At 48.1% G+C, this 22,262-nt stretch carries 19 protein-coding genes and 1 tRNA gene; 11 read left to right on the top strand and 9 right to left on the bottom strand.

The window, feature by feature from the left end; all coding sequences use genetic code 11:
* Positions 1-211 precede the first annotated feature (211 nt).
* Positions 212-2,185 (bottom strand): ATP-dependent zinc metalloprotease FtsH, encoded by a 1,974-nt coding sequence (gene ftsH / locus ACJJIS_RS05275; RefSeq protein WP_475709635.1) that lies wholly within the window; start codon positions 2,183-2,185, stop codon positions 212-214.
* A 365-nt stretch (positions 2,186-2,550) separates the two neighbouring features.
* Between ftsH and ACJJIS_RS05270 the strand changes: the two genes are divergently transcribed.
* Positions 2,551-2,627: transfer RNA gene (locus tag ACJJIS_RS05270), tRNA-Arg, on the top strand.
* 446 nt (positions 2,628-3,073) lie between these two features.
* On the opposite strand, the gene ACJJIS_RS05265 is transcribed toward ACJJIS_RS05270, so the two are convergent.
* From ACJJIS_RS05265 to ACJJIS_RS05250, 4 genes are read right to left on the bottom strand one after another with little or no spacing between them, the layout of a single operon-like run.
* Positions 3,074-3,916, bottom strand: coding sequence for a sulfite exporter TauE/SafE family protein (locus ACJJIS_RS05265; RefSeq protein WP_475709634.1), 843 nt, complete (start codon positions 3,914-3,916; stop codon positions 3,074-3,076).
* Positions 3,917-3,941: 25 nt separating this feature from the next.
* Positions 3,942-4,454, bottom strand: coding sequence for a flavin reductase family protein (locus tag ACJJIS_RS05260; RefSeq protein WP_444907615.1), 513 nt, complete (start codon positions 4,452-4,454; stop codon positions 3,942-3,944).
* Between the two features lie 25 nt (positions 4,455-4,479).
* A complete protein-coding gene (locus ACJJIS_RS05255; protein ID WP_475709633.1) occupies positions 4,480-5,508 on the bottom strand; it encodes a methionine synthase in 1,029 nt (342 codons plus the stop codon).
* Positions 5,509-5,536: 28 nt separating this feature from the next.
* Positions 5,537-6,514: a DUF1852 domain-containing protein gene (locus ACJJIS_RS05250; protein ID WP_475709632.1), complete on the bottom strand. Its 978-nt coding sequence runs from the start codon at positions 6,512-6,514 to the stop codon at positions 5,537-5,539.
* Between the two features lie 152 nt (positions 6,515-6,666).
* On the opposite strand from ACJJIS_RS05250, the gene ACJJIS_RS05245 reads away from it, so the two are divergent.
* Entirely contained in the window at positions 6,667-7,569 is a 903-nt protein-coding gene (locus tag ACJJIS_RS05245) for a LysR family transcriptional regulator (RefSeq protein WP_475709631.1), read from the top strand.
* Positions 7,570-7,748: 179 nt separating this feature from the next.
* On the opposite strand, the gene ACJJIS_RS05240 is transcribed toward ACJJIS_RS05245, so the two are convergent.
* A complete protein-coding gene (locus tag ACJJIS_RS05240; RefSeq protein WP_475709630.1) occupies positions 7,749-8,507 on the bottom strand; it encodes a substrate-binding periplasmic protein in 759 nt (252 codons plus the stop codon).
* Between the two features lie 184 nt (positions 8,508-8,691).
* Here ACJJIS_RS05240 and ACJJIS_RS05235 point away from each other — a divergent pair, with 184 nt between their 5' ends.
* From ACJJIS_RS05235 to ACJJIS_RS05210, 6 genes are all read left to right on the top strand, one after another.
* Positions 8,692-9,114 carry a nuclear transport factor 2 family protein gene (locus tag ACJJIS_RS05235; protein WP_444907610.1) on the top strand — a complete coding sequence of 141 codons (423 nt, stop codon included), beginning with the start codon at positions 8,692-8,694 and terminating at the stop codon, positions 9,112-9,114.
* On the top strand, positions 9,111-9,959 hold the full coding sequence (locus ACJJIS_RS05230; RefSeq protein WP_413662861.1) for a M90 family metallopeptidase: 849 nt from the start codon (positions 9,111-9,113) through the stop codon (positions 9,957-9,959). The genes ACJJIS_RS05235 and ACJJIS_RS05230 overlap by 4 nt, the downstream gene beginning before the upstream one ends.
* 126 nt (positions 9,960-10,085) lie before the next feature.
* The gene (locus ACJJIS_RS05225; RefSeq protein WP_444896503.1) at positions 10,086-10,790 is read left to right on the top strand and encodes a thiaminase II/PqqC family protein; all 705 of its coding nucleotides are present in this window, start codon (positions 10,086-10,088) and stop codon (positions 10,788-10,790) included.
* Positions 10,791-10,931: 141 nt separating this feature from the next.
* Positions 10,932-11,417, top strand: a complete 486-nt coding sequence (locus ACJJIS_RS05220) for a DUF6892 domain-containing protein (RefSeq protein WP_444914405.1) — start codon at positions 10,932-10,934, stop codon at positions 11,415-11,417.
* Positions 11,418-11,677: 260 nt separating this feature from the next.
* Positions 11,678-12,007 (top strand): YceK/YidQ family lipoprotein, encoded by a 330-nt coding sequence (locus ACJJIS_RS05215; protein ID WP_413662864.1) that lies wholly within the window; start codon positions 11,678-11,680, stop codon positions 12,005-12,007.
* Between the two features lie 478 nt (positions 12,008-12,485).
* Positions 12,486-13,088: an acetyltransferase domain-containing protein gene (locus tag ACJJIS_RS05210; protein ID WP_475709629.1), complete on the top strand. Its 603-nt coding sequence runs from the start codon at positions 12,486-12,488 to the stop codon at positions 13,086-13,088.
* Positions 13,089-13,227: 139 nt separating this feature from the next.
* Here the strand turns inward: ACJJIS_RS05210 and ACJJIS_RS05205 are convergent, their stop codons facing one another.
* Complete coding sequence (locus ACJJIS_RS05205; protein WP_444959510.1) at positions 13,228-14,178, bottom strand: IS5 family transposase; 951 nt, start codon at positions 14,176-14,178, stop codon at positions 13,228-13,230.
* 39 nt (positions 14,179-14,217) lie between these two features.
* Here ACJJIS_RS05205 and ACJJIS_RS05200 point away from each other — a divergent pair, with 39 nt between their 5' ends.
* The 3 genes from ACJJIS_RS05200 to ACJJIS_RS05190 all read left to right on the top strand — a co-directional run bounded on the left by ACJJIS_RS05200 (position 14,218) and on the right by ACJJIS_RS05190 (position 16,286).
* Positions 14,218-14,784, top strand: a complete 567-nt coding sequence (locus ACJJIS_RS05200; protein ID WP_475710333.1) for an acyltransferase family protein — start codon at positions 14,218-14,220, stop codon at positions 14,782-14,784.
* Between the two features lie 88 nt (positions 14,785-14,872).
* A complete protein-coding gene (locus ACJJIS_RS05195) occupies positions 14,873-15,397 on the top strand; it encodes a hypothetical protein (protein WP_475709628.1) in 525 nt (174 codons plus the stop codon).
* A gap of 127 nt (positions 15,398-15,524) precedes the next feature.
* Positions 15,525-16,286, top strand: a complete 762-nt coding sequence (locus tag ACJJIS_RS05190) for a hypothetical protein (protein ID WP_445355922.1) — start codon at positions 15,525-15,527, stop codon at positions 16,284-16,286.
* Positions 16,287-16,326: 40 nt separating this feature from the next.
* Here ACJJIS_RS05190 and ACJJIS_RS05185 read toward each other — a convergent pair whose 3' ends face one another.
* Positions 16,327-20,334, bottom strand: coding sequence for a translocation/assembly module TamB domain-containing protein (locus ACJJIS_RS05185; RefSeq protein WP_475709627.1), 4,008 nt, complete (start codon positions 20,332-20,334; stop codon positions 16,327-16,329).
* The gene (locus ACJJIS_RS05180) at positions 20,334-22,133 is read right to left on the bottom strand and encodes an autotransporter assembly complex protein TamA (protein WP_475709626.1); all 1,800 of its coding nucleotides are present in this window, start codon (positions 22,131-22,133) and stop codon (positions 20,334-20,336) included. Before ACJJIS_RS05180 ends, ACJJIS_RS05185 begins: the two co-directional genes overlap by 1 nt.
* Positions 22,134-22,262: the final 129 nt, after the last annotated feature.

Here is a 22,262-nt window from a genome sequence, read left to right as displayed (position 1 = left end):
ATGTATCTAAACCACCCCAAAAACACAAAACTTTTTGTCTATTTTAAATAAATGCGCTCTCAGCTCTTTTAGATTAGCCTGAAAGTGCCCTTCGATATTTCAGGTTAACGGCAATTCAAAACTAATAAACTCAATTAACCTGGTACATTTAAATACATTAAATTTGACCAGTGGGTCTACCTGAAAAATAAATTTCCATTAAAGCCAGGAGCTATTTCGGCGCAATAGATGTGTCATCACCACCCGCAGCCACATGGGAAAGTATTTCATTTATTTCCGCTGCATCGAGGGTTTCTTTTTCCAAAAGAGCCCCAGCCAATGCATCTAATTTTTTGCGATTTTTTGTCAGCAACTGATCTACTTTCATCTCAATACCGCTGATCAAAGCAATAATTTCGTCATCAATAATCTCTGAGGTGTGTTCGCTGAAGTCCTTCTGCTGGGCCATCTCGCGCCCCAGGAATATATGCTCCTCTCCCCGGCGGAAAGCAACGGGTCCTAATTTTTCACTCATCCCCCAGTGCGTCACCATGTGACGGGCCAGTCGCGTCGCCTGCTTTAAATCTGCCTCTGCACCAGTGCTCACCTCCTTGAATACCACCCGCTCAGCGACCCTCCCTCCAAGCATTACGCCGATACGATCACGGAGATAACTGACCTGCATACTGTGATGCTCTTCGGTGGGAATCTGCTCGGTAGCGCCGAGACTGTGCCCTCTGGGAATAATAGTCGCCTTCTCCAAGGGGTCTGCATTCGGCAATAGCGTTGCTACCAGCGCATGTCCCGCTTCGTGGTAGGCGATAATCCGCTTGTCCTCTTCACTGATAACCATTTCGCGCTCGCCACCGAGAACCACTTTATCCCTCGCCCTCAATAAACAATCCATATCCACTGCGGACTTATCTTCTCGCCCCGCCAACAGCGCAGCCTCATTAATCAGGTTTTCCAGATCCGCGCCGGCAAAACCCGCGGTCAGGGCCGCGAGCCGCTCCAGATCCACCTTGCCGTGCAATGGGACATCGCGGGAATGAATCTCAAGAATTTCCTTGCGTGCGGCCTTGTCTGGAAGGTCCAGAGTAACTTTTCGATCAAAGCGCCCCGGTCTTAGCAGCGCCGCATCGAGAACGTCGGGCCTGTTGGTTGCCGCAACCACCACCACCGCTTCCTGGGGATCAAAGCCATCCATCTCACCAAGGATCTGGTTGAGCGTCTGCTCCCGCTCATCGTGTCCACCACCAACACCCGTTCCCCGCGCCCGGCCGACGGAATCAATCTCATCGATAAAGATAATTGAAGGAGCATCTTTCTTGGCTTCGGCAAACATATCCCGCACACGGGAAGCGCCCACCCCTACAAACATCTCAATAAACTCAGAGCCACTAATACTGAAAAATGGCGCTTCACTTTCACCGGCCAGCGCTTTCGCCATCAGGGTTTTGCCCGTACCGGGAGGCCCCATTAGCAAAATGCCCCGGGGGATCTTCGCTCCGAGCTTGCGATAGTGCTCCGGGTTCTTGAGGTACCCCGCCACTTCTTGCAGATCCTTCTTCGCATTTGCCAACCCGGCCACATCATCGAAAGTCACCTGGGACTCACTGCGCTCAAACCGCTTTGCTGGTGATCGAGCAAAACCGAAGGGACTGCCGGGAGCCCCACTCGCCATCTTTTCCTGCATTCGCCGCCCCATCCAAACCAGGAGCCCAATAATCAGTATCCAGGGCAGAAGCAGAATCAACATCCGCTGCATAAAGCCCCCTCCCGGGGACTCTGCCAGGATTTCCACTTTCTCCTTTTCCAGCAGGGGGAGCAGATCGGGGTCCTGAACGGAAGGTAGAATGGTTGTGAAGTGCTCAGGCTGTGGAGCCTTTTTTTCTTTCTCGCCAGTGTTTGACGCCGGCAGCTTGCCCGCCTCCGGCTTAAAAGTGCCGCTGACTCTATCCCCCTCGATAACCACGCTGGCAACTTTGCCTTCGGCGACCTCTTTCTTAAAGTCACTGTAAGCTAACTCAGTCCGCTTGCCAGAAAGCTGTCCGTTAGTGCAGTACTGTACAGTCAGTATTAAAAGGAAAATCCACAGGAAGTACTGAAGCCAATTCAGCGGCCCTTGCGGAACCGGCTTTCCCGATGGCGGTGAAGGAGACTCCCCCTGCGGCAGCTTTCGCTCTTGGTCCTGCTCGTCCGCCATATATTCTCACTATATCTCTGGAGAAGCCTGCCGCCGGAAGATAGGCCGGACCTGGCAATGGGCAATGGAAAAGGTGCGAATCATCGGAATCCCGGTAGAGTAATGAGTATAGTTCGCCGCCAATCACACCGAAGAATTTAATGCCTCGCCCCTGGATCACTGGCGCAATCGGTACTCAAGGCATATTTTTCAAAGTAAGACTTGCAAATTGAGGAAAGGCACGGCAGAATTCGCGCCCTGTCGAGACTGGTCGACCGCTCCCAGAGGGCCCCAGAAACTCGATAAGTTGCGGATTTTTAAGGATTTTTTTCAAAAAGAGGTTGACGGCAACGAATCAATTCTCTATAGTTCGCACCCATAACGACGCGCTCGTAGCTCAGCTGGATAGAGTACCTGGCTACGAACCAGGCGGTCGGAGGTTCGAATCCTCCCGAGCGCGCCATACAAAGAAAAGGGCTTACGTTTCACGACGTAAGCCCTTTTTTGTTGTAGAACAGCTAGTGCCAAACTGCTCTTTGCACAATTTATTCTTCGCGGCCTCGCCCTACCCCAGCAACCCCCCTTCACTTCAAGCAATCACAAACAACTTGAATGACCCAACAGGGTTAAAAACAATCTTTTTCATTCGCTCCATACAGCGGATAGATATGCGCACATCAGTCAGCGGGAGCAATTGCACCAACTGTCCAACCTCCAGATACGTTAATCCATTTTCATCTCACTAGGGTCCTGTGCTCGACCAGAGATTTCGACACACAAAAGAAAGTAAGGAGTTAATACTCCTAACTTGGGCCCGATCGCACCTGGAAGAGGATTGAAGCCCCCTCCCACCTTTGCAGCCGCGCCTACACCGAGATAGCAATCGATAGACTGCAATTCATTGATGCCTCAGAGAAGAAAACTCCCACCCACGCAGAGCAACAGCAGGGCAAACAAACGCTTAAGCAATCGCGGAGATAACTTGTGGGCCAGTCGCGCTCCAAAACGGGCGAAGGACATGCTGGTGATAGCGATGCCGACCATGGCTGGCAGGTAGATAAAACCAAAACTCCACTGCGGCAGTTCAGGTTGCTGCCAACCAATAGCCACAAAACTCAGAGCGCCGACGGCAGCAATCGGCAGACCACAGGCTGAGGAAGTTGCCACTGCTTGCTGCATCGGCACGCTGCGCCAGGTTAGAAAGGGTACTGTCAGTGTGCCGCCGCCGATGCCAAAGATGGCAGAGGCCCAGCCTGTTACCCCGCCGGCCGCTGTCAGCCCCAGCTTGCCGGGAACAGCGCGACTGGCCTTGGGCTTAAGCTCCAGTGCCATTTGAATGGCAATGGTGATAGCAAATACACCAATAATCTTTTGTAGCATCGGCCCCTGAATAGCTGCCGCAGTAAAGGAGCCGAGACTTGCACCGAGAAGAATACCCAGGCTCATCCAGGCAAACGTCGGCCATAGCACCGCGCCTTTGCGCTGATGCTCCAGAACCGAGTTAATCGAAGTAAACACAATAGTCGCTAGCGAAGTGCCCACAGCCAGGTGAGTCAGTACATGCGGATCGATACCCTGGGCTGTAAAACTGAACACCAGCACAGGTACAATGATGATGATGCCACCACCGACGCCAAACAAACCGGCCAACACCCCGGCCACAGCCCCTAGCAGCAGGTAGAGTAGAAATTCCATAAATTCCTCGAATTGATTGATGCGGGTTTCTTCTGGGAGCAGGCGATGGGGCCGCATGTCCGCAACCCGTTGCTCACATGTATTACCCGACTGGGGACACCGCAGTAAGGTTGCGATATTGACCCTTGAAATACAGAAGTGGCTGCCTTGCAGCAGCTTTTTGTAGGTTTAACGCCTTCACCTCACCAATCACAATCAGGTGATCTCCCGCAGCGTGTTCAGCATGAATTTCACAGTCAAGCCAATGCAGGCTGCCGGCGATAATGGGATTCCCCAGCGGCGATTCCTGCCATTCAACTTCGCTCCATTTGTCCGCGCCTTGACGAGCAAACTGGTTGGAAATCTTGACCTGATCATCCGACAGGATATTGACTGAAAATCGGCCTGCCTGACGAATTTTGGGGTAGCTGTACGAACTCGACATAACGCTGAATGACACTAATGGCGGGTTCGTCGATACGCTATAAAACGACTGGCAGGTGAAGCCTATCGGCTCACCTTCACAGTGCGATGCGATCACCGTAATACCGGAGGCGTAATGCCCCAGCGCTTCGCGAAAGCGCAATGGTTCTATAGCTGTACTGGAAAGTGACATGGGGACACCTAAATATTGTAGACAGCTAAACCGAGAGCTCTCTTCGAACAATTTCTGCACCTGCACTTAACGCATTGAGCTTACCGTTTGCAACTTGGCGGGATAGAGGCGCCATACCACAGTTCGTACAGGGATAGAGATCCTTAGCATCCACATACTTGAGTGCTTTTCGTATGGTATCGGCTACTTCCTCCGGTGTTTCAATCGTGTTGCTTGCCACATCAATAGCGCCCACCATCACTTTTTTACCACGAATCAGCTCAAGGAGATCCATTGGAACACAGGAGTTGTGGCATTCGAGCGAAATTAGATCGATATTGGATTTTTGCAGTTTTGGAAAAGCTTCTTCATATTGTCTCCACTCTGACCCCAGAGTTTTCTTCCAGTCTGTATTGGCTTTAATACCGTAGCCATAGCAAATATGTACGGCAGTTTGGCACTTCAGCCCCTCAATGGCTTTTTCTAAAGTGGCAATCCCCCAGTCATTCACCTCATCAAAAAACACATTAAATGCGGGCTCATCAAATTGAATAATATCAACACCAGCAGCCTCTAACTCACGCGCTTCCTGATTGAGAATTTTGGCAAATTCCCAGGCGAGCTTTTCGCGGCTTTTGTAGTGGCTATCGTAGAGAGTATCAATCATTGTCATGGGGCCAGGTAATGCCCACTTGATAGCTTGACTGGTTTGCTGGCGTAAGAACCTGGCATCTTGAACAAATACTGGTTGTTGCCTAGATACTTCGCCAACAACTGTCGGCACGCTCGCTTCATAGCGATTGCGGATTTTAACGGTTTCCCGCTTCTCGAAGTCAACGCCGTTGAGGTGCTCAATAAATGTAGTCACAAAATGTTGGCGGGTCTGTTCCCCGTCACTAACGATATCGATACCGGCTTGTTGTTGCTCTTGTAATGTCAGGCGCAAGGCATCCTGTTTACCTTCTTGTAATTGATCCCCCTGTAATTTCCAGGGAGACCAAAGTTTTTCGGACTCTGCGAGCCAGGATGGTTTAGGCAAGCTTCCAGCGCTTGAAGTTGGCAATAGGCGATTCATGAAAAATAATCTTATCTATATTTGTTAATTAAAGCGCGTAATTAGCGGCCCACTGATCAAGGATACTTCTGTATGGCTTGATAAATTGTTCTTCAGTAAACTTCCCTTGCTTTATAGCCAGCTGGCTACGCTCTTCCCGGTCATAAACAATTTTAGTCAGTGAATAATCCTCGTGCTTCAAGCTGGGCTGATAGCAGGTCCCCGCTACAGAATTTGCATTATATATTTCAGGTCGATATATCTTTTGAAAGGTCTCCATCGTGCTGATAGTGCCGATAAGCTCAAGATTCGTATAATCACCAAGCAAATCACCTTGGAAGTAAAAAGCCAAAGGGGCAACACTATCCGGTGGCATAAAATAGCGAACCTGCAATCCCATTTTCTCGAAATACTCATCAGTTAAAGAGTATTCGTCCTGCCGATACTCAACACCCAGCACGGGGTGATGGTTTTCAGTTCGATGATAAGTTTTACTACTCGATACACTCAGACAAATAACAGGGGGCTTGCTGAAACTATCCTTGTAGGCATTTGAACTCAGGAACGATTGAAAAATTTTCCCGTGAAGATCGCCATAACCTTCAGGAAGGCTAAACTTGTCTTGCTTCTTGTTATGCTCCAACAACAATACGCTGAAATCATAATCCCGCACATATGAAGAAAAGTTGTTTCCTACTATGCCCTCAATCCGTTGATTGTTTTTATGATCAACAATATTCGTCTTCAATACTTCAATGGTAGGAAAGGCTTCTCCGTTGCCTTCAATATCAATATCAACGGAAATAATATCCAGCTCTACAGAGTAACGATCTGCACTAGGGTTGTCCCAATGCGCCAAGGCATTGAATCGACGATCAATCATTCTCAAGGTGTTGAGCAAGTTATCCCGACGGCTCTCCCCTCTCGCCAAGTTCGCAAAATTGGTGGTGATCCGCGTGCTATCCGCTGGACGATAGTTTTCATCAAAACGTAAGCTCTTGATGGTGAATGCAAACTCTTTATTCATTGCGGCCTGGTATCCTGATTCCTAAGGCAAAAACTGAGTTCTTTGCTTGGTGATTGACATTGCCAGGCAGGATAAGCCTCTTTATAAATGAACAAAAATGGTATATTTTCAACCATCCATTAATTTTACTCATGGTTTGCTCGGGTAAAGCTATGCTAGAGCGCACGCACTTAACAATAATCCAGGCCGTAGACCATCACGGTTCGCTAACCGCTGCGGCCAAGCACCTTTGCCTAACCCAGTCGGCGCTGAGTCACACGGTACGCAAGCTGGAACAGAACCTCGGGGCCCCTATCTGGTTGCGTGAGGGCCGCAGCTTGCGCTTGACCCAGGCTGGTGAATATCTACTTGGATTGGCCAACCGTGTCCTGCCACAACTGGAACATGCTGAGAGCAAGCTAAAGCAAATGGCTCAAGGTGAGCGCGGTACCCTGCGTATCGGTATGGAATGCCACCCCTGCTATCAGTGGTTACTGAAAGTAGTGTCGCCATTTCTGGAAGATTGGCCGGACGTGGATGTGGATGTTAAGCAGAAATTTCAGTTTGGAGGTCTCGGCGCTTTATTGGGTTACGAAATCGACCTGCTAGTTACCCCTGACCCTTTCTATAAAGCCGGACTGCGCTTCGATCCTGTATTTGACTACGAGCAGGTGCTAGTCGTCCCTCGAGATCACCCAATGGCAAAGCGAAAGTACCTGACAGCAGAAGACCTACGGGATCAGGTGTTGTTAACTTACCCCGTGCCGCCGGACCGCCTGGATATCTATACCCAGTTTCTCAACCCTGCGGGCGTGGTGCCACTGCGCCACAAGACCAGTGAAACTACCGACATCATGCTACAGATGGTGGCCAGCGGCCGCGGGGTCGCAGCCCTGCCTCGCTGGCTTGCAGAGGAGTACTCTACCAAGCTGGCACTTTCGGTGGTGCGCCTCGGACAACAAGGTATTGCCAAACAGATTTTCTTAGGAACTCGTGAAGACGACAGCGAGGTTGAATACCTGAGCGCTTTTATCAAACTGGCCAGAGGTTATGAGCACTCAGAAACTGGGACCTAATACCGATAAGATTTATCGATAACCCCGCAAGAATTCATTAAGCAGCAAGTCTCTATTTGCCGGCAACGAACTAGGTGCAGTAGATCCGAACCCGCCCCACTACACCAATCAAGAAAGGCCTAAATCACAAGATTCTGGCCCCTTCTTTCTCGATTAATTGTTCCGCAGTTTCAGGCTATCTACTTACAAATATCCTGCTTTTGCACCACATCGTATTTCTGCAATAGGGCCTTGTAGCGGCCACTGCTGCACAGCTCTGCCAGCCCGCGATTAAAGTCATCTCGCACTTTTTCATCGCGGAAACCGACTCGAAAGTCTGTCATCATCGGGAATATCTGGAATAGGTCAACCTGAGCCATGGTATGGCCCATTTTATTGCTGTAGTACTTAAATAGCTCCATATCCACCACGGCGACCGCATCTGGCATTTTCCAGAATTGGGCAACCAAGTCACGAGCTGTTGGCGCCTGCATAACATTTTGTTTCTGGGTGCCATTGGGCCCAAACATTTTTTCAAATTCGGGCCCAAGATCCATAGGAGCTCCCTGCCAAGTGATCACTTTCTTGCCCGCGAGATCTGCAATACTGCCAATCTTCATTTCTGCGCTGGTTTTAGCAATAGCGTAATTGGCAAAGCTGATCATATTGTTCGAGTAAAATAGGCCATCATTCTTCTTGAGTACATTCACCGCTGCCTGAACCATACCCTGCTCAAGTGCCGGGGCCGTCTCCGCAAACCCCATCTGTACGAACTCCAACTTATAGCCAGGGAGAGCTTGCCGAACGATATCTATTTCCAAACCACTGGTCGCACCGTCAATCACATAGGGCGGTGCATCCCCCGCGATCGCTACTTTTAACGGAGTTTCGCCGGACTGGGCCAGCACCTGGATGCAGACTCCAAACATCAAGACAAGAAAGGCCAATAGCGAACGCATAAGCTTCTCCACAGTGACAGGAAAATCACCCAGACGCTCTAAGTGTTGGCAGACATCCCCCATTTATCAAGCTTCGCTTCCGGATTACTCTATCCACCCGAAACCTTGAATTCGGCAGTAAACTCCCCATTCTAAAACCAGGCAAATAGTAATTTGTCGCAACTGGGGCATACCGGGTAAAACAGTGATACATGAGATTGCCGATATTCTGATTGAGAATGAAACAAAGCTGCATCAGTTCAAGATACGCAAAGACCCTGAAGTCATATGCAAGCTACTAAGCCCTGATTTTATAGAGGTAGGGAAATCCGGGCGGACCTTTGATTTCAAGGCAATAGTGCGATCAATGCAACAGGAGGAAAATACGGGCTGGGAAATTCACAGCCAAAACTATGAGTGCATTCCTCTCTCTGACACAGTCATTATGCTGTTGTATAAATCTGCACGGCGAGGCCAGCAAGGGGAGTACAAGGGGTTTTGTAAGCGATCATCTATTTGGGTTAGAAGTAAAGGGCAGTGGCAAATGAAATTTCACCAGGGGACTCCCTGCCAAGAATTTAAGCTGGAAGATAATATCTCACGCAAACAACCGGCGTTTAAGCTGTGAGTGCTTTTATCGCAATTATCCTGCTGGCCCTGGCGATATGGCTGGTTCCCCACTTCTACCGACAGTGGCGCATTTTTTACCTCCGCTCACAACCCTTAACACGGGAACAGCTACAACTCATTAGGGAAAATCTTCCTCTCTATCACTACCTTAACTCCAATCAACAGCAAGAGTTATGCAGTAATATCGCCCTATTTCTCCACGGCAAAGAGTTTGTCGGTTGCGAGGGGCTTCAGGTCAATGAACGCATGAAGGTGGCCATCGCTGCCCATGCCTGCCTACTCCTATTGGGCCGCAAGAATGAATGCTACCCCAACCTTTACAGCCTGTTGCTCTACCCGGACACCTATGTCGCTCACGAAACACGTCGGGAAGGCTATATAGAAACAGCCAGGCACAGTGCCCGTGAAGGGGAGGCACATTATCGTGGACCCGTAGTCCTCTCCTGGGGTGACCTGGAGAAAGATTTACAATCGCCTGAACGGGGCCACAATGTCGCCCTGCACGAGTTCGCCCACAAAGTCGATGAAGAGGATGGTTACTTTGATGGCCGCCCTCTATTTGAAAGCAGTGATGAAGGGGCCACCTGGGCTGAGGTTATGAGCCGGGAATTCCACCGTTTGAGACAAAGAGCTGAATTCGGTGAGTTTCCTGGTGATACACCCTCTGTGCTCGATTTATACGGCGCCCAGTCTCCCGCTGAGTTCTTTGCTGTAGCAACAGAAAGTTTCTATACGATCCCAACGGCTATGCACGCCTTACACCCGGAACTCTATAAGGAGTTAAGTCATTTCTATCGAATTGATCCCGCCGAATTAATACGCGGAAAAAGTACTGTGGCCTGACAAATACGCTACCAGTCCGGTTTCTGTCTTCCTGCTATGCTTATTTCGTGCACCAGCGGAGTTGGAATAGTGGCCAATACGCATTGTTTAAGATTCGCTCTTGTGGGACTGGTTGTTCTTTTGGTCATGACTCAACCGGCCACAGCAGATATCGCCACAAACCAACAGGATGCAAAAGCTCTGATAGAGCGCCTTGAAAAACTGTATCTCAAGGGCCCTACTCCTGTCTTTGTTCTACAGCTGGAAAAAAATACTCTACCGGACGCTAAGTTACAGGCTTTTGCAATGGAGCAACGCCTTATTAACTTATCGGACTTGAGAAGTAATGCACTATCTCTGCATCGTTTTGGTGGCTTACCGGGACATAGTACCAGAGCATTTTTTACTCGAATTACGACAGCAGAAATTCAAGCTAATACCCTGCTACCCAATCTGATTCAAGCATTGGGCATCTCACCCGAGCAGATCGCCCAGTACCAACCACTCGCAGGTGCCCAAGCCTATCCAGCCTATACTACCTGGCTAGCCAACTACGCTACACCCGCCGAAATTGCCGCTGCCCTGTTAATAAACTTTCAGAGTTTTGGCAAAAATGCTGAGCGCGTTGCAAAAGCTCTCAAACAAAATAAACGCTTTACTAATGAACAGCTCAGTTTCTTAATGACTTTTAGCCAACTTCCAGAAGGGTTCAGGGAACAGGCTATCGATATAATTGCAAGGGGACTAGCTTCAGGTGTTCGAGAAAATGATATTGCCATTCGCGTGCGGTTAATCCAAGCCTATGAGCGGGAGTTTTGGCGGGCATTTGAAACAAGCAACATTCGCAATTAGTACGATAACTCAAATCCTCCAACTTTCCGACATTACTTAACCGCCAAAGAAATACCTAAAATTCTTGACCAACCTAGTAAAAACTACTTTTATTCGTTCAAGCCGAAAGAACTTCCCCTATTACGAAATATATTGTAGACAATGAAAAAAATGGATTTCACAATACTTATATGGGAAGAAAAGGCGGACTTAAAAATGAGCGAATATGCAGAATTCAAGGATGAAAACTTCAGGTTATTAGTCTTGGATAAGTTGATGTACCATTATAAGATAATACAGCCTGAATTCGATATTTTTCAGTTTGCCGATAGTTACACCAAAAGAAATATAGATATAGAAGAAGAAGGGTACGAGCCTATCCCCGAAGCTCTCGACCACTTCCGGTCCATTCCAATTAAGAAAGAGTGGCTAAACGATATTACTGACCTTCATCAGGATGGGGGTGGCCATATCTGGTTACAAATCATTCCCTTCTGGTGTGGAACTACTGACGACTTTGATATCCATTCCACCGAAGACACAAACCTCCTACCAAACCTGAAAAAGCTCATACTTTTCTACAATGAAGAAAATCCAGAAGTTTTAGAAGATTTCAAAAGAAAAGGCATAGAGGCCAAATGGGTATAACTCTAAAAAATTACCATCAGGTAAAAAATATTTAAATTCCAACCAATATCGTATATCAGCCTGCCCATTACTTGAAACTAATGTTCTAAATTTGAGATACCGCTAAGCAGCGACAAAGTAAACCTCAGATGTGAAAATTTTGACTTTCTTCACTTCCAATTGAGTACAGATAATACTTATAGTACACACAAAATCTGGAACCAATTTAGAAAACACTACTCTATAGCCCCGCAAAAGATCACATCAGCAAGGATTAGTTTGTGAAACGTATTATTTCTTTAGTATCAGCCTCTCTAGTTTGTGTCTCATGCGCCACAGTGAAGACAGTTAACCCTAAGAATAATCAGGTAGATATTACTCATAGAGGCCACAAAAGCTATTGCGAAAGTATTCCAAGAGTTTATAGCGGAACCTCTTACTCCTTTTGCTTGCTAAATAGCGAACCCAGTCAGACTGTAAATACTGGATCAACTATCAACCGTGTTCCACTGGTAGCTATAGATGCTGTTTTTTCTGTAGCCGCTGATACCGTTGTTTTACCGTATACCGTAGTGACTCAAGCGAAGCATGGTAATATCGAAGTAAACTGATATGCTCCACCTGTAGCTTAATAATTTTAAAGTAGTTATTAATAAGCCCAACTGAAAAATCTCTCTTTTAACCACAGAAAAATATATTTATTGGGAACAGGCCGCGATCACTGATTTTGTCTTACTTTCAAATCCATGATCCGGCCTCTAGCTGCCCCCAGGCTAAAAGCAAAACTAAACAAATTAAATAATATTGATTATTAGGTGGGCAAAATTCCTTGGACTTGCCAGAACCAAAATGCCTGCACTATCGTCCCTCCTCCTACATATTACACGATTAAAAAGCAATTGGTTGCCTGAAGAATATATGTACAATATGAAAGGTAGACAGCTCCCACCTGCCCCTAAACAACAATAAACAAAGATCGAGAGACATCATTTATAGCCCTCTTTAACCGCCTCTACATTCCAACCTCATGGTAACAAGAACCCTTAGAGAGAAAACACTATAGAACTCACTAACTTTGGAGATAACAAATTGCGATATCCGGCAATAGACATCACTAGAGGTATATTAGTAATTATTATGGCCCTCGATCATACTCGAGATTATTGGACTTCGACCCAGTTTGACCCATTGAACCTATCCCAATCGTCCATCGCTTTGTTTTTAACTCGTTGGATCACGCATATATGTGCCCCTGGATTTATATTTCTTACAGGATTGAGTGCCTACTTTCACGGTAAAAAACTTAACTCCAAGCCGGAGTTGGCAAAATTCTTAATACTTCGAGGGTTAGTACTAGTTATCCTCGAACTAACCTTGGTAAACCTCTCTTGGCAGTTTGCTTATAATTACGCTTTTGTACAGGTAATCTGGGCCCTGGGCGTATCCATGATCATACTGGCGTGCTTAATCTATTTGCCAATGATATGGACCACCATCGTTTGCCTGGCCGTAATATCCTTACATGGATACCTGAATGATGACTTCATGCGCCAGCTATTAGGTGGCTATGAATGGCTTTGGATTCTTGCGCATGTACGCACTAGTTTTAGACTTTTCGAGTTCAACACCGGGATTTTTGCTGCTTACAATATTATTCCCCTCTTTGCTCTTATGTACCTAGGGATCCTCTGATCAACGAAGCATTTTTCCAGAATTAAGCTGAGCTGCTTGAAAAATTCACTTTATTACGCACAAACGCGTAATTTTCGCGTAATAGTCCCCTAATTTTTCATCTGAAACCCTCAATAGGTGGGTTTCAGGCGAACCACCCCTAGGCAGCCAAGTATTTTCTCCCTATTAATAAGTTGGTAAAGCCTGCCAGTAAGCACAGCCTCTCAGTATTTTTTACCAGTCCCCGATAGCGGACCTTGTCATAACCAAATACCCGTTTGATGTAGCGGAAGGGGTGCTCGACCTTCGCTCTTATCTGCGCCTTGATCTTTTCCGCTTTACGGAGTGCATCACGCCCTGGAAGAGTTTTTAGCTTGCTCGGCTTCATTGCTATATACCAATCCGCCTCCCGCTCTTTCAACTCTTCACGTTTCTCCGCACCAATGTACCCAGAGTCTCCCCAGATTCTTTTCTCCTCCCCGTGGAGAACTCGCTCTGTGGTTGTGACATCATGCGAATTCGCTGCTGTTGTATCTATGCTATGTATTACTCCGAGCACATCATCAACCCCGATATGCATTTTCATCCCAAAATGCCACTGATTGCCTTTCTTTGTTTGATGCATTTCCGGGTCACGTTCTTTCTTTTCATTCTTAGTTGAAGTTGGCGCAGAGATAATAGTGGCATCTACAATCGTACCTTCACGCAGTACCATCCCATTCTCAGCAAGGTGTTTGTTGATTTCATCAAAAAGAGCTGCACCTAGCTGATTGAGCTCCAGTAAGTGGCGAAAGTTAAGAATCGTTGTTTCATCGGGAATTGGGCTACTCAAAGTCAATCCAGCAAAACTACGCATGGATTCAATTTCATACAGTGCATCTTCCATAGCGGGATCACTGAGATTGTAAAATAGCTGCATGCAATGAATACGAAGCATGACACTCAATGGATATGGCTGTCGGCCACGTTTACCTTGTGGGTAACAAGGAGTGATCTGAGCTTCTAGTCGCTGCCATGGGACGAGGGTTTCCATTTGAGAAAGAAACTTCTCTCGGCGAGTTATACGACGCTTTAGCTTATATTCTGCTTCGGCAAAGGTGACTTGGTGCATGATTCATCGTAGTCTTGATGGGTAGGTGAATATTACCAAATTGACTCAGAATTATTCAGAGGTTCCCTAGGTTATGTATTTGGGCCTCTTTACGAGATGGCAAACAAGCAACGAGTGCGTCTACTAATAACAACAGCAACTGCGCTATCGATTATATTTATTGCGGTTAGACTAATAGGCTTTGGCGACCCCAATGATTGGATTTCACAGCAGGGGCTTCTGGGCTTTATCAACACCGCCAAGTACCCAATGTCGTTCAGCTATATCCTTATGACAATGAGTATAGTTTTCTTAATCATGGCTATCGTAGAAAATCGGCAAAACCGAATACTGGATGTATTGCTCCTCTTTGGGCAGGCCTCTTTGTTCTTCTATTTAATCCATGTCCCAGTGATCAATCTGTCCGCACATCTATGGAGTTACTTAGAGTTTGGAGTTGCAACTAATTTCTTCAACGGCTCCAAAGTATGGCCTGAGGGCTACACACCTAACTTACTGAGAACCTATGCTTACTGGATTGCTCTGATTGCGATACTTTACTATCCCTGCAAGAAATATCTTCAAAAGAAAAAAGAAAGTGGGTCGGTGATATACTCCTACGTATAACTCTCGGCACAACTTTATTTCGTATATTAAAAATTCTGCTCTGGGGTGAGCAAAGCCCCAGAGTTACCTCCCAATCAGGACGATATAGATGTTGCAAAAAATAGACCAATGGATTGATCAAATACTGATAGACTTCAAAGAAGAGAGACAATCTTGCGCAAGGTTCACAGAGAAGTTTTCAGGGTATTATACGAAAGAATTTCTTAGCGAAAGCTACTTTGTAGTGGTTGATAATATTCCAAAACCGAGGTTTCCCGAGCTCTACCAGGCTGGTCTGGGTGACTTTGTCGACATGGAAGTAGCCGGTATCACTTACAAAGATACCTACTTTGTCAAAACACCTTTTGCTGCGGAAATTTCCCTCCATTTCCATGAGTTAGTCCATGTCCACCAATGGTCTCTCTTGGGAGCAGAGTCATTTATCAAACGTTATATCAGTGAAATTCAGACTTACGGCTACAACGGTGCACCTCTGGAAAAAATGGCCTACAGCCTGCAAGATAGATTTATGGGCAATTGCACTCCAACAGATGTTTTAAGTTACGTTCAGAATCATTTGCAAGCACTCAACGATCATTGGACTTCATCTATAAAAAGGTTACCTTCTGGATAAGTGAAAGTGACCTTTGTGCTACCAGCCAAAATTGACCTTATTGACAGGCTAAACATTTCTACTAAAGCCTGATCATCAAGACACAAACTATAATTTATTGAGTTTTATAGTTTGCAAGCTCCACGCCATGCTACAAGCAACCCGACTCTTCCTGATCTTTGCTGCCCTATCCACCTTAAATCTGGCATCAGCAACAACATGTAAGCCCATATTCAATCATCAAGATGACAAAGTGGCCAAGAACAATCGCTGCACTAAAATCAGCTTTCAACCAAGCAATACGGAAGGATCCGCTGTTATTATTATGGATGGCGATACCAAAGGCTCCTGCGCTTATACATCTGCGGTTCAGTGCGGGAATACCGAGATTAGAATGAAAGATATTTCTGCAATTGACTTTAAGGTTGACGTGCCCCCAGGTAAATGTGGTGCTAAAGAGTGGATTGCCGTTTATATGTTCCCCTGGTGTGAACAACCCGGTGGATGTTGGGCCGGGGGGCAGCGGGAAGTCGATTTTGTAGAAACAACAGGCTCCAATGGTCCGGGAGGTTTCGCTTCCAATTGGGGAGGGCTTCCCAAACAGGCGGCGTGGACAAGCCAAACAGGTCCCCTACAGGTGAAGAGTGGTGCCCAACAGCATATAACTTTTACATCCAGGAAAATCATATCGGGTGAAGCTAGTGGAACCTATCAATGGGATATAAGAGTGTGTGAAGCATCTGCGTATAAGTGCGATGATTCAAATCAGCTTTGGCATGCCTACCGGGAAAAGGGGCCTGTAATTTTTGATGAATCCATGATGATCGTGATCGACAACTGGGGCGTCAACAATCCACCCCAGCCAGGTTGCACGTTAAAAATAACGGATATGCTAATCACCAAATATTAGCGATGCTTTCTACAACGATAGGGGGTTAGTGGCGAAAACCCTAATAATCTTTTTTCCACTGTAACTCTACACTACCGGAACCACTGTCACCGTCATCGGCACTTTTGAACTCCAGGTTGAGGTTATCCCTAAGTTCTATTTGCATCTCCGCCTGCCAGGGACTGAGAGGATCGGTACTTCTCTGTAATTCCACATAAATTCGATTGGTAATATATTTGCCCAAGCTCAATGCGTACTCATCACCTTCATCTCCCTCCTCCTGCTCAATATTGAGTGTATCCAGGTGCAACAGCTCGCGTGTCTTAGCGATAGGGTCCAATACCGCTCGACCCGACTGCAAACTGCGAACAACACTAACCAAGCGAACAGCCTGTAAAGGTGAAATATCTGATAATGACTTCCCAAAAAGCAATTGCGCCAGTATCTCATCCTGAGAGGCCGAGGGGTCAGAGGTAAATGTAATATCCAAGTCCGCAGCAGTACCTGATATCTGCGCGGTTATTTCTCCATCGCTATATTCATAGACACCTTCAACCAGGATAGCGACCTCATTATTCTCGAAGCGAATTTCTCCATCTTCCAGATCAAATTTCTTGCCGAATAAATCAAAGCTGCCGCGAACAATTGTTAATTCGCCGGAGGCTTTTGGCTTATCTGCGGTGCCTCGAATATCTACCACGCCGCGCAATTGAGAATTTAATCCAAGTCCGCGCACATAGGATTGCTGGTCCAAAACAATCTCTACATCCAATCCAATTTTGCTAAACAGGGGAGAGGATCGCTGCACCTGTGGGCCATCGACCTGAACTTCCACCACCTGGATTTCCGGAACACTGCTGCCAATCCATTGCTCAATCTGTACGGCCAGCGGCTTCAAAGTGAATCGCCCGGTAATTTCTGCATCCTGGGTTGAGCCCGACAAACGGGCATCACCGGATATTGCACCGCGTACTCCCGGTGAGTTCAGCAAGTGGGCCCGACTGAGGCTTAATACGATATCAAAACTGGGCGAGCTATCCGGAAGTAAAAAGACCGCCCCTCCCAGATTTATCCGCCCACCATCACCATCGGTAGCGCTTCCTCGTACAATCCGCCACTCCTCAGGAGACAGCTGCGCGTAGAAGTTAATATCCGCAATGCGAGTATGGCTCGGTCGGTGCTCATAGCGACCATTACTCAATTCGATATCGCCGGTTAATAGAGGACGCTGCCAATTTCCGGTACCGTCAACATTGAAACTGAGCAAACCGCGCATACGGTGGACACGGGGATCAATATATTCCGCAATCACTGACAAATCGGCCGTACCGCGCCCCTGCAATTGAAAGGGCACATTTCGCAGGCCACCAGTTTGATTATTCTCAGCAAATAGTTGCTCGAAGATCGGCGCAATCAAGACACTTACTTGGCTATTTACCGCGTTGCTACCGCCGTGTTGGGCAATCAGGGATGCATCCAGCTCTCCATTCTCTGTCTGCCAATCCAATACTATCGAAAGCGGTTGAACCTGGATTCCGCGCTGCCCTCGCCCCAGGGCTTCTCCAGTAGCGCGCAACTCCCCTTGGAATTCAGGCTGCTTGGGACTTCCACCAATACTGGCATAAAGGCTGACATCACCATTACCCGCCCTACCGCTGGAAAAACTATTCGCCAAATCCGATAGATCACCCTGGCCGCGCAACTCTAAATCCAGTCGCTCTGCATTCAAGCTACCCAGTATTGATAATTGGTTGCGACCCGCCCAGAGCAGCTCGATACCATCAGTTACCAGACTCCTGTCTGCATAGTCCAAAGTACCCTGTAAATGCCAGGGCTCCAGATGAAACTCTCCCTGGGCGATCAGGTTGGTTTTAATCTGCGGGTTTGAAATAGCCCCATCAACCCTGCCATCCAAGCTCAACTCCCCTTCAAGGGAGTTAGGGAGAGAGAGACCGACGAGATCTACCAGGAACAGCGGTAGATTGCGCGCGCCCATATCAATTTGTAATCGGTCTTGCCTAGGTTCGATAGAGCCATCGGTCTGCAACAATGCCACCCCCACCCGACCCAACTGCTGGGCATCTTCAGCGAGGGCTGTCAGGCGGCTTTGGCTCTGTAGGGGCTCCGGCTCCCCTTTATCAAAACCTGAGGCAATCACGGGGGACTGAGGGCCTCTGCTTGAGGATGAACCAAACTGGTTGCCATTGCCGTTGGTAAATAACTCCAATCGCAGGTCACTGACCTCTATCAGGTCCATATCGCCACTGGCTTCCCCTTTTAAGTTAAAGGGGTAATCCTGCGCGACGCCATTGGAATCCAGTAAAATACTTACCTGGGGATTACTCCACTCCCCCCGGACTGTTACTTCGGAAGTCCCCCCTAGACTTACCCCCTCTGCCTCGGTAACTCCAAGGTCATCGCGCAAGCTAATATTTTTGCCATCGATCTGCCCGTGTAAATCCAACTGCTTCTGTTCAATATCAAGCTGACCGATTACTTCCAGATTGAGCTTCTCACCGGTAAATACCAATTCATCAATAGTCAGCGCGTGCAGGTTTCCACTTATCGCCGCCGTCAACTCACCCTGTAAGTCGTGGTAAGTACTCACTGCACTCAGAGACAAATTGAGGTTTGGGTTTTTCCATGAGCCGATGGCCTCCACACGCAACTGGTGCAAGGTGCCGGATAAAGCAGTGGGGATATCTACCCTATCAGCCTGGGGTAGCGAAGCTGCAAGCCGGCGAATTTCTTCAACACCCAACTCATCAATCTCTCCCACCAAATCCAGTGCTTTCAAATTCGTATCTACAGTACCGAGCACTTCGATCCGTGCACCGGCAAAGTGCAAAGACAAGGCTTGCAAGTCAATCACACCTGCCTGGGTATCGACCCGGCCTTCCAATTGCAGGGGCTGCTTCCGATAGCTGCTTTCCACTTGTAAGCTGCCATTAATATTCGGCTGTTGCAGGGAGCCCTGCACCGAAAAATCTGCGCTGAGCCAACCACTGTCCAGGATATCCTGCCAAGGGCGGGAAAGTGTTAGCGGGATTTGATTGAGATTAACTGTCGCATTGACACCGTCCGCGCTAATGTTGCCTTTAATCGTACTGCGCCGCTCATCCACTCGCAGCCAAATCCCCTTTGAAGAGAGACGCCAGGGGTTAATATCGGCTTCGATACTCCCTGTCAGATCCAGCTGATGTTCTGCTAGAGGAGCTGCGATCGAATTAATATCCAGCAGCAGTTTTTCACCCTGCTTACGCAGGGATAGTTCGCCGCGAGCATCCAATACCTGATTTTCCGGCAGATGCAGCTGTCGGCTGACAAACCCCTGGCCCACCTCACTGGTAGAGAAATCGATTACAAAGCGCTCGCCCTGCATCCGGCCATTTACAGTGAGATTAAACTCGGAACCATTCAGCTCACTCACTTCGATAAATAGCTGCGCCGGTTTATCCTGCCAGCGGTATTGGGCGTTAGCCTGAATAGCAACAGGGGGAATCCCCGTCAACCGGCTGTCCACCAATTGCAGGCGAGCTATATCCAGCTGCGCCAAGCGAAACCCGGGAACTAGCAACTCCCAAGTAGTCGATGGCTGCTCCTCTCTGACAACTTCAACCTCCTCTTCGCCAGAATCTGCCAGCGCAGAGAGAAGTTCATTGAGGATATTTAGGTTGAGCAGTAAATCTTTGGCCCCCACTCGCTCAATATCGATGGGATCTCGGGACAAGCTGTTGAGGTTGACTTCCAGGTCCTGGGCTTCGGCAAGCGTATTAGCTCGATAGTCAATTCTCAGTCGCTCGAAAAACCAAAATCCTAATTTTTCACTGTGAATTCCCTCTGCCTCAATTTCGAGGTCGTCCACCAATTGCTCGGCAGCGTAAAAAGCCCCACGAGTAAGGCCGACGCGCCCCGGTTCCGTGCTGAGGAAATAGATAGCGGACATCAGGAGGAACAGACAAATGCCTGTTACCAGGGAACCCCCAGCACCCAGGGAGCGCCAGAGCCCACGCAGGAAAGCACCCACCCAGTGGGCAACGCCCAGCCCAAACAGGCCCAACCAGCGCATCAGAATGCCTGCCCCAAGCTCACATACACCTGGTAGCGATCATCGATGCCCTCACGGCGATCGAGGGGAAAGGCGATGTCCATGCGGATGGGGGCAAAGGAGGTGATATAGCGCACGCCAAAACCCGTTCCCCAAAACAGGTCGGAAAACTTGGGCGCTGCGTCCTCATAGGCATTGCCGCCATCGAGAAAAATCACACCGCCCCAGGTATCCGTAAAACGAAAACGGCCCTCAAAAGAAATCTCGCTGAGTCCCCGACCACCGATAGCATCGGAGAGGGTTTCCTCACCCTCATCATTAATCTCAATAAGTCGCGGACCCAACTCCTGGTAACCATAACCCCGCACGGAGCCACCGCCACCGGCATAAAAGCGCTCATCCGCAGGCAGCTCAAGATTCGACTCCCCTGTAATTGCCCCGGCTTTCAACCTTATTGCCAAGGTGGGCTTATAACGCCAGTCATCGGCTGTTTTATACGCTGTGAGCTGTAGGGTATTTTTAACAAAGGTGGTATTGGTATTTCTAAGATCGATATAGGGTTTTACTTCCAGCGCAGAAGTGGCGCCACGACGGGCATCCAGGGGTTTGTCTGTCGTGTTTAATTTAAAGCCCAGGGGGAAAGCTAACAGTGTGTAGTTTTCATCGGGATCATCTGCTTCAACTGCCCCTTCCACCTTCTCGTCCACTTCACTGAATTTCAGCTCGGCGCCACCACTCAGCGTGCGATGCTTACTGATTTTTCTCGATACCAGTGCACTGAATGTCAGGGACTCTGAACGGTAGGAATCAACATCCTCACCTTCCAAAGCAATACTGGCGGTCAAGCGTTGCTTGTCATGGAAGAAACGGGGAATAGTGAGCTTGCCTTCCAGGGTTTGCTTTACCTCGTTCAGCTTACTTTCGACTTCAATTTTTTCCCCACGATGGAAAACATTGCGGTGTTCCCAGGCTGCTGAAATACCGGCTCCCTCATCGGAGGTGTACCCCACCCCCAAGGTTATGGTGCGGTGATTGCGCTCCTGAATAACAAAAGTAACATCCACCAACCCATCGTAAGGTTCAGAAACTTCAGTATTTACATTGGCAATTAAGTTGGTGCGCAGCAGACGCAACTGCGCAGCATCCAGTTTACTGCGGCTGAAGCAATCCCCGGATTTAATCTTGACCTTATCCAACAGGTAGTCCTCTTCGATAGAGGTGACTCCTTCAATGCGGACTTGGCCAACATGGACTTCGGGGCTGGGGGCCACCCGATATTCCAGTCTCGCAGCAGCTTCCCGGTGAATCACCGTTGCCTGGTAGCTGACATCCACATTCAGCAGACAGGCATTTTCATTGAGGTACTTGGTAATTTTTTCTACGCCCTCAAGTACCTTGCTGGCAATCAGGGGATCTCCAACATGGATAGGTAAGCCGCTAAAGCCTGCCCGCAAACCGGCCGGCATATCAATATCCAGGCTCTTGATATGGTATTGGGGGCCGGGAGTGACACTATAGAAAATTTGGTTACCAGAAACAGACTCATACACAGTGGCATCATAATATCCCTGCGCACGCAGTAATTTTTCCAGGTTACCCCGCTCATAGTGCGCAATATCTGCCGGATCATCGTAGTTTTCCAGCGCACTACTGTTCTTGCGCAACTCGTTGAGTTCGGAGGTCAATTTTTCCTGCAGCTGGGGATCGCCCTGCACCAGTAGGGTAAAACCCGGCAAGCGATCAAAAAATGGGATTGCTGCTACCAGCTGCATTGGCAGCGCTAGAAGGGCAACAAGTAGGGAGACAAAGAGAATTCGCAAGATCTTTATCCAATGTCAGTAGCGGCTACTCCGCAAAAAATCCGGGTATCCGTTCCCTCCGTAGGCTGGAATATCCAGCTGATGACAACAGCTTGGATAATTAAATCGACTTATTGAGCAGCCAATAAG

It is taken from the genome of Microbulbifer maximicatervae (SeqCode) (assembly GCF_056231245.1).
The sequence above is the reverse complement of the archived record's forward strand: the minus strand, read 5'-3'. Positions and strand labels throughout refer to the sequence as shown.

Bases quoted from the DNA above. Each gene is read 5' to 3' on its own strand.
- ACJJIS_RS05190 (WP_445355922.1), top strand. From the start codon at position 15,525: ATGCTACAAGCAACCCGACTCTTCCTGATCTTTGCTGCCCTATCCACC.
- ACJJIS_RS05265 (WP_475709634.1), bottom strand. From the start codon at position 3,916: ATGCGGCCCCATCGCCTGCTCCCAGAAGAAACCCGCATCAATCAATTC.
- ACJJIS_RS05245 (WP_475709631.1), top strand. From the start codon at position 6,667: ATGCTAGAGCGCACGCACTTAACAATAATCCAGGCCGTAGACCATCAC.
- ACJJIS_RS05185 (WP_475709627.1), bottom strand. From the start codon at position 20,334: ATGCGCTGGTTGGGCCTGTTTGGGCTGGGCGTTGCCCACTGGGTGGGT.
- ACJJIS_RS05220 (WP_444914405.1), top strand. From the start codon at position 10,932: ATGAAAAAAATGGATTTCACAATACTTATATGGGAAGAAAAGGCGGAC.
- ACJJIS_RS05205 (WP_444959510.1), bottom strand. From the start codon at position 14,178: ATGCACCAAGTCACCTTTGCCGAAGCAGAATATAAGCTAAAGCGTCGT.
- ACJJIS_RS05225 (WP_444896503.1), top strand. From the start codon at position 10,086: ATGACTCAACCGGCCACAGCAGATATCGCCACAAACCAACAGGATGCA.
- ACJJIS_RS05195 (WP_475709628.1), top strand. From the start codon at position 14,873: ATGTTGCAAAAAATAGACCAATGGATTGATCAAATACTGATAGACTTC.
- ACJJIS_RS05255 (WP_475709633.1), bottom strand. From the start codon at position 5,508: ATGAATCGCCTATTGCCAACTTCAAGCGCTGGAAGCTTGCCTAAACCA.
- ftsH (WP_475709635.1), bottom strand. From the start codon at position 2,185: ATGGCGGACGAGCAGGACCAAGAGCGAAAGCTGCCGCAGGGGGAGTCT.
- ACJJIS_RS05260 (WP_444907615.1), bottom strand. From the start codon at position 4,454: ATGTCACTTTCCAGTACAGCTATAGAACCATTGCGCTTTCGCGAAGCG.
- ACJJIS_RS05240 (WP_475709630.1), bottom strand. From the start codon at position 8,507: ATGCGTTCGCTATTGGCCTTTCTTGTCTTGATGTTTGGAGTCTGCATC.
- ACJJIS_RS05250 (WP_475709632.1), bottom strand. From the start codon at position 6,514: ATGAATAAAGAGTTTGCATTCACCATCAAGAGCTTACGTTTTGATGAA.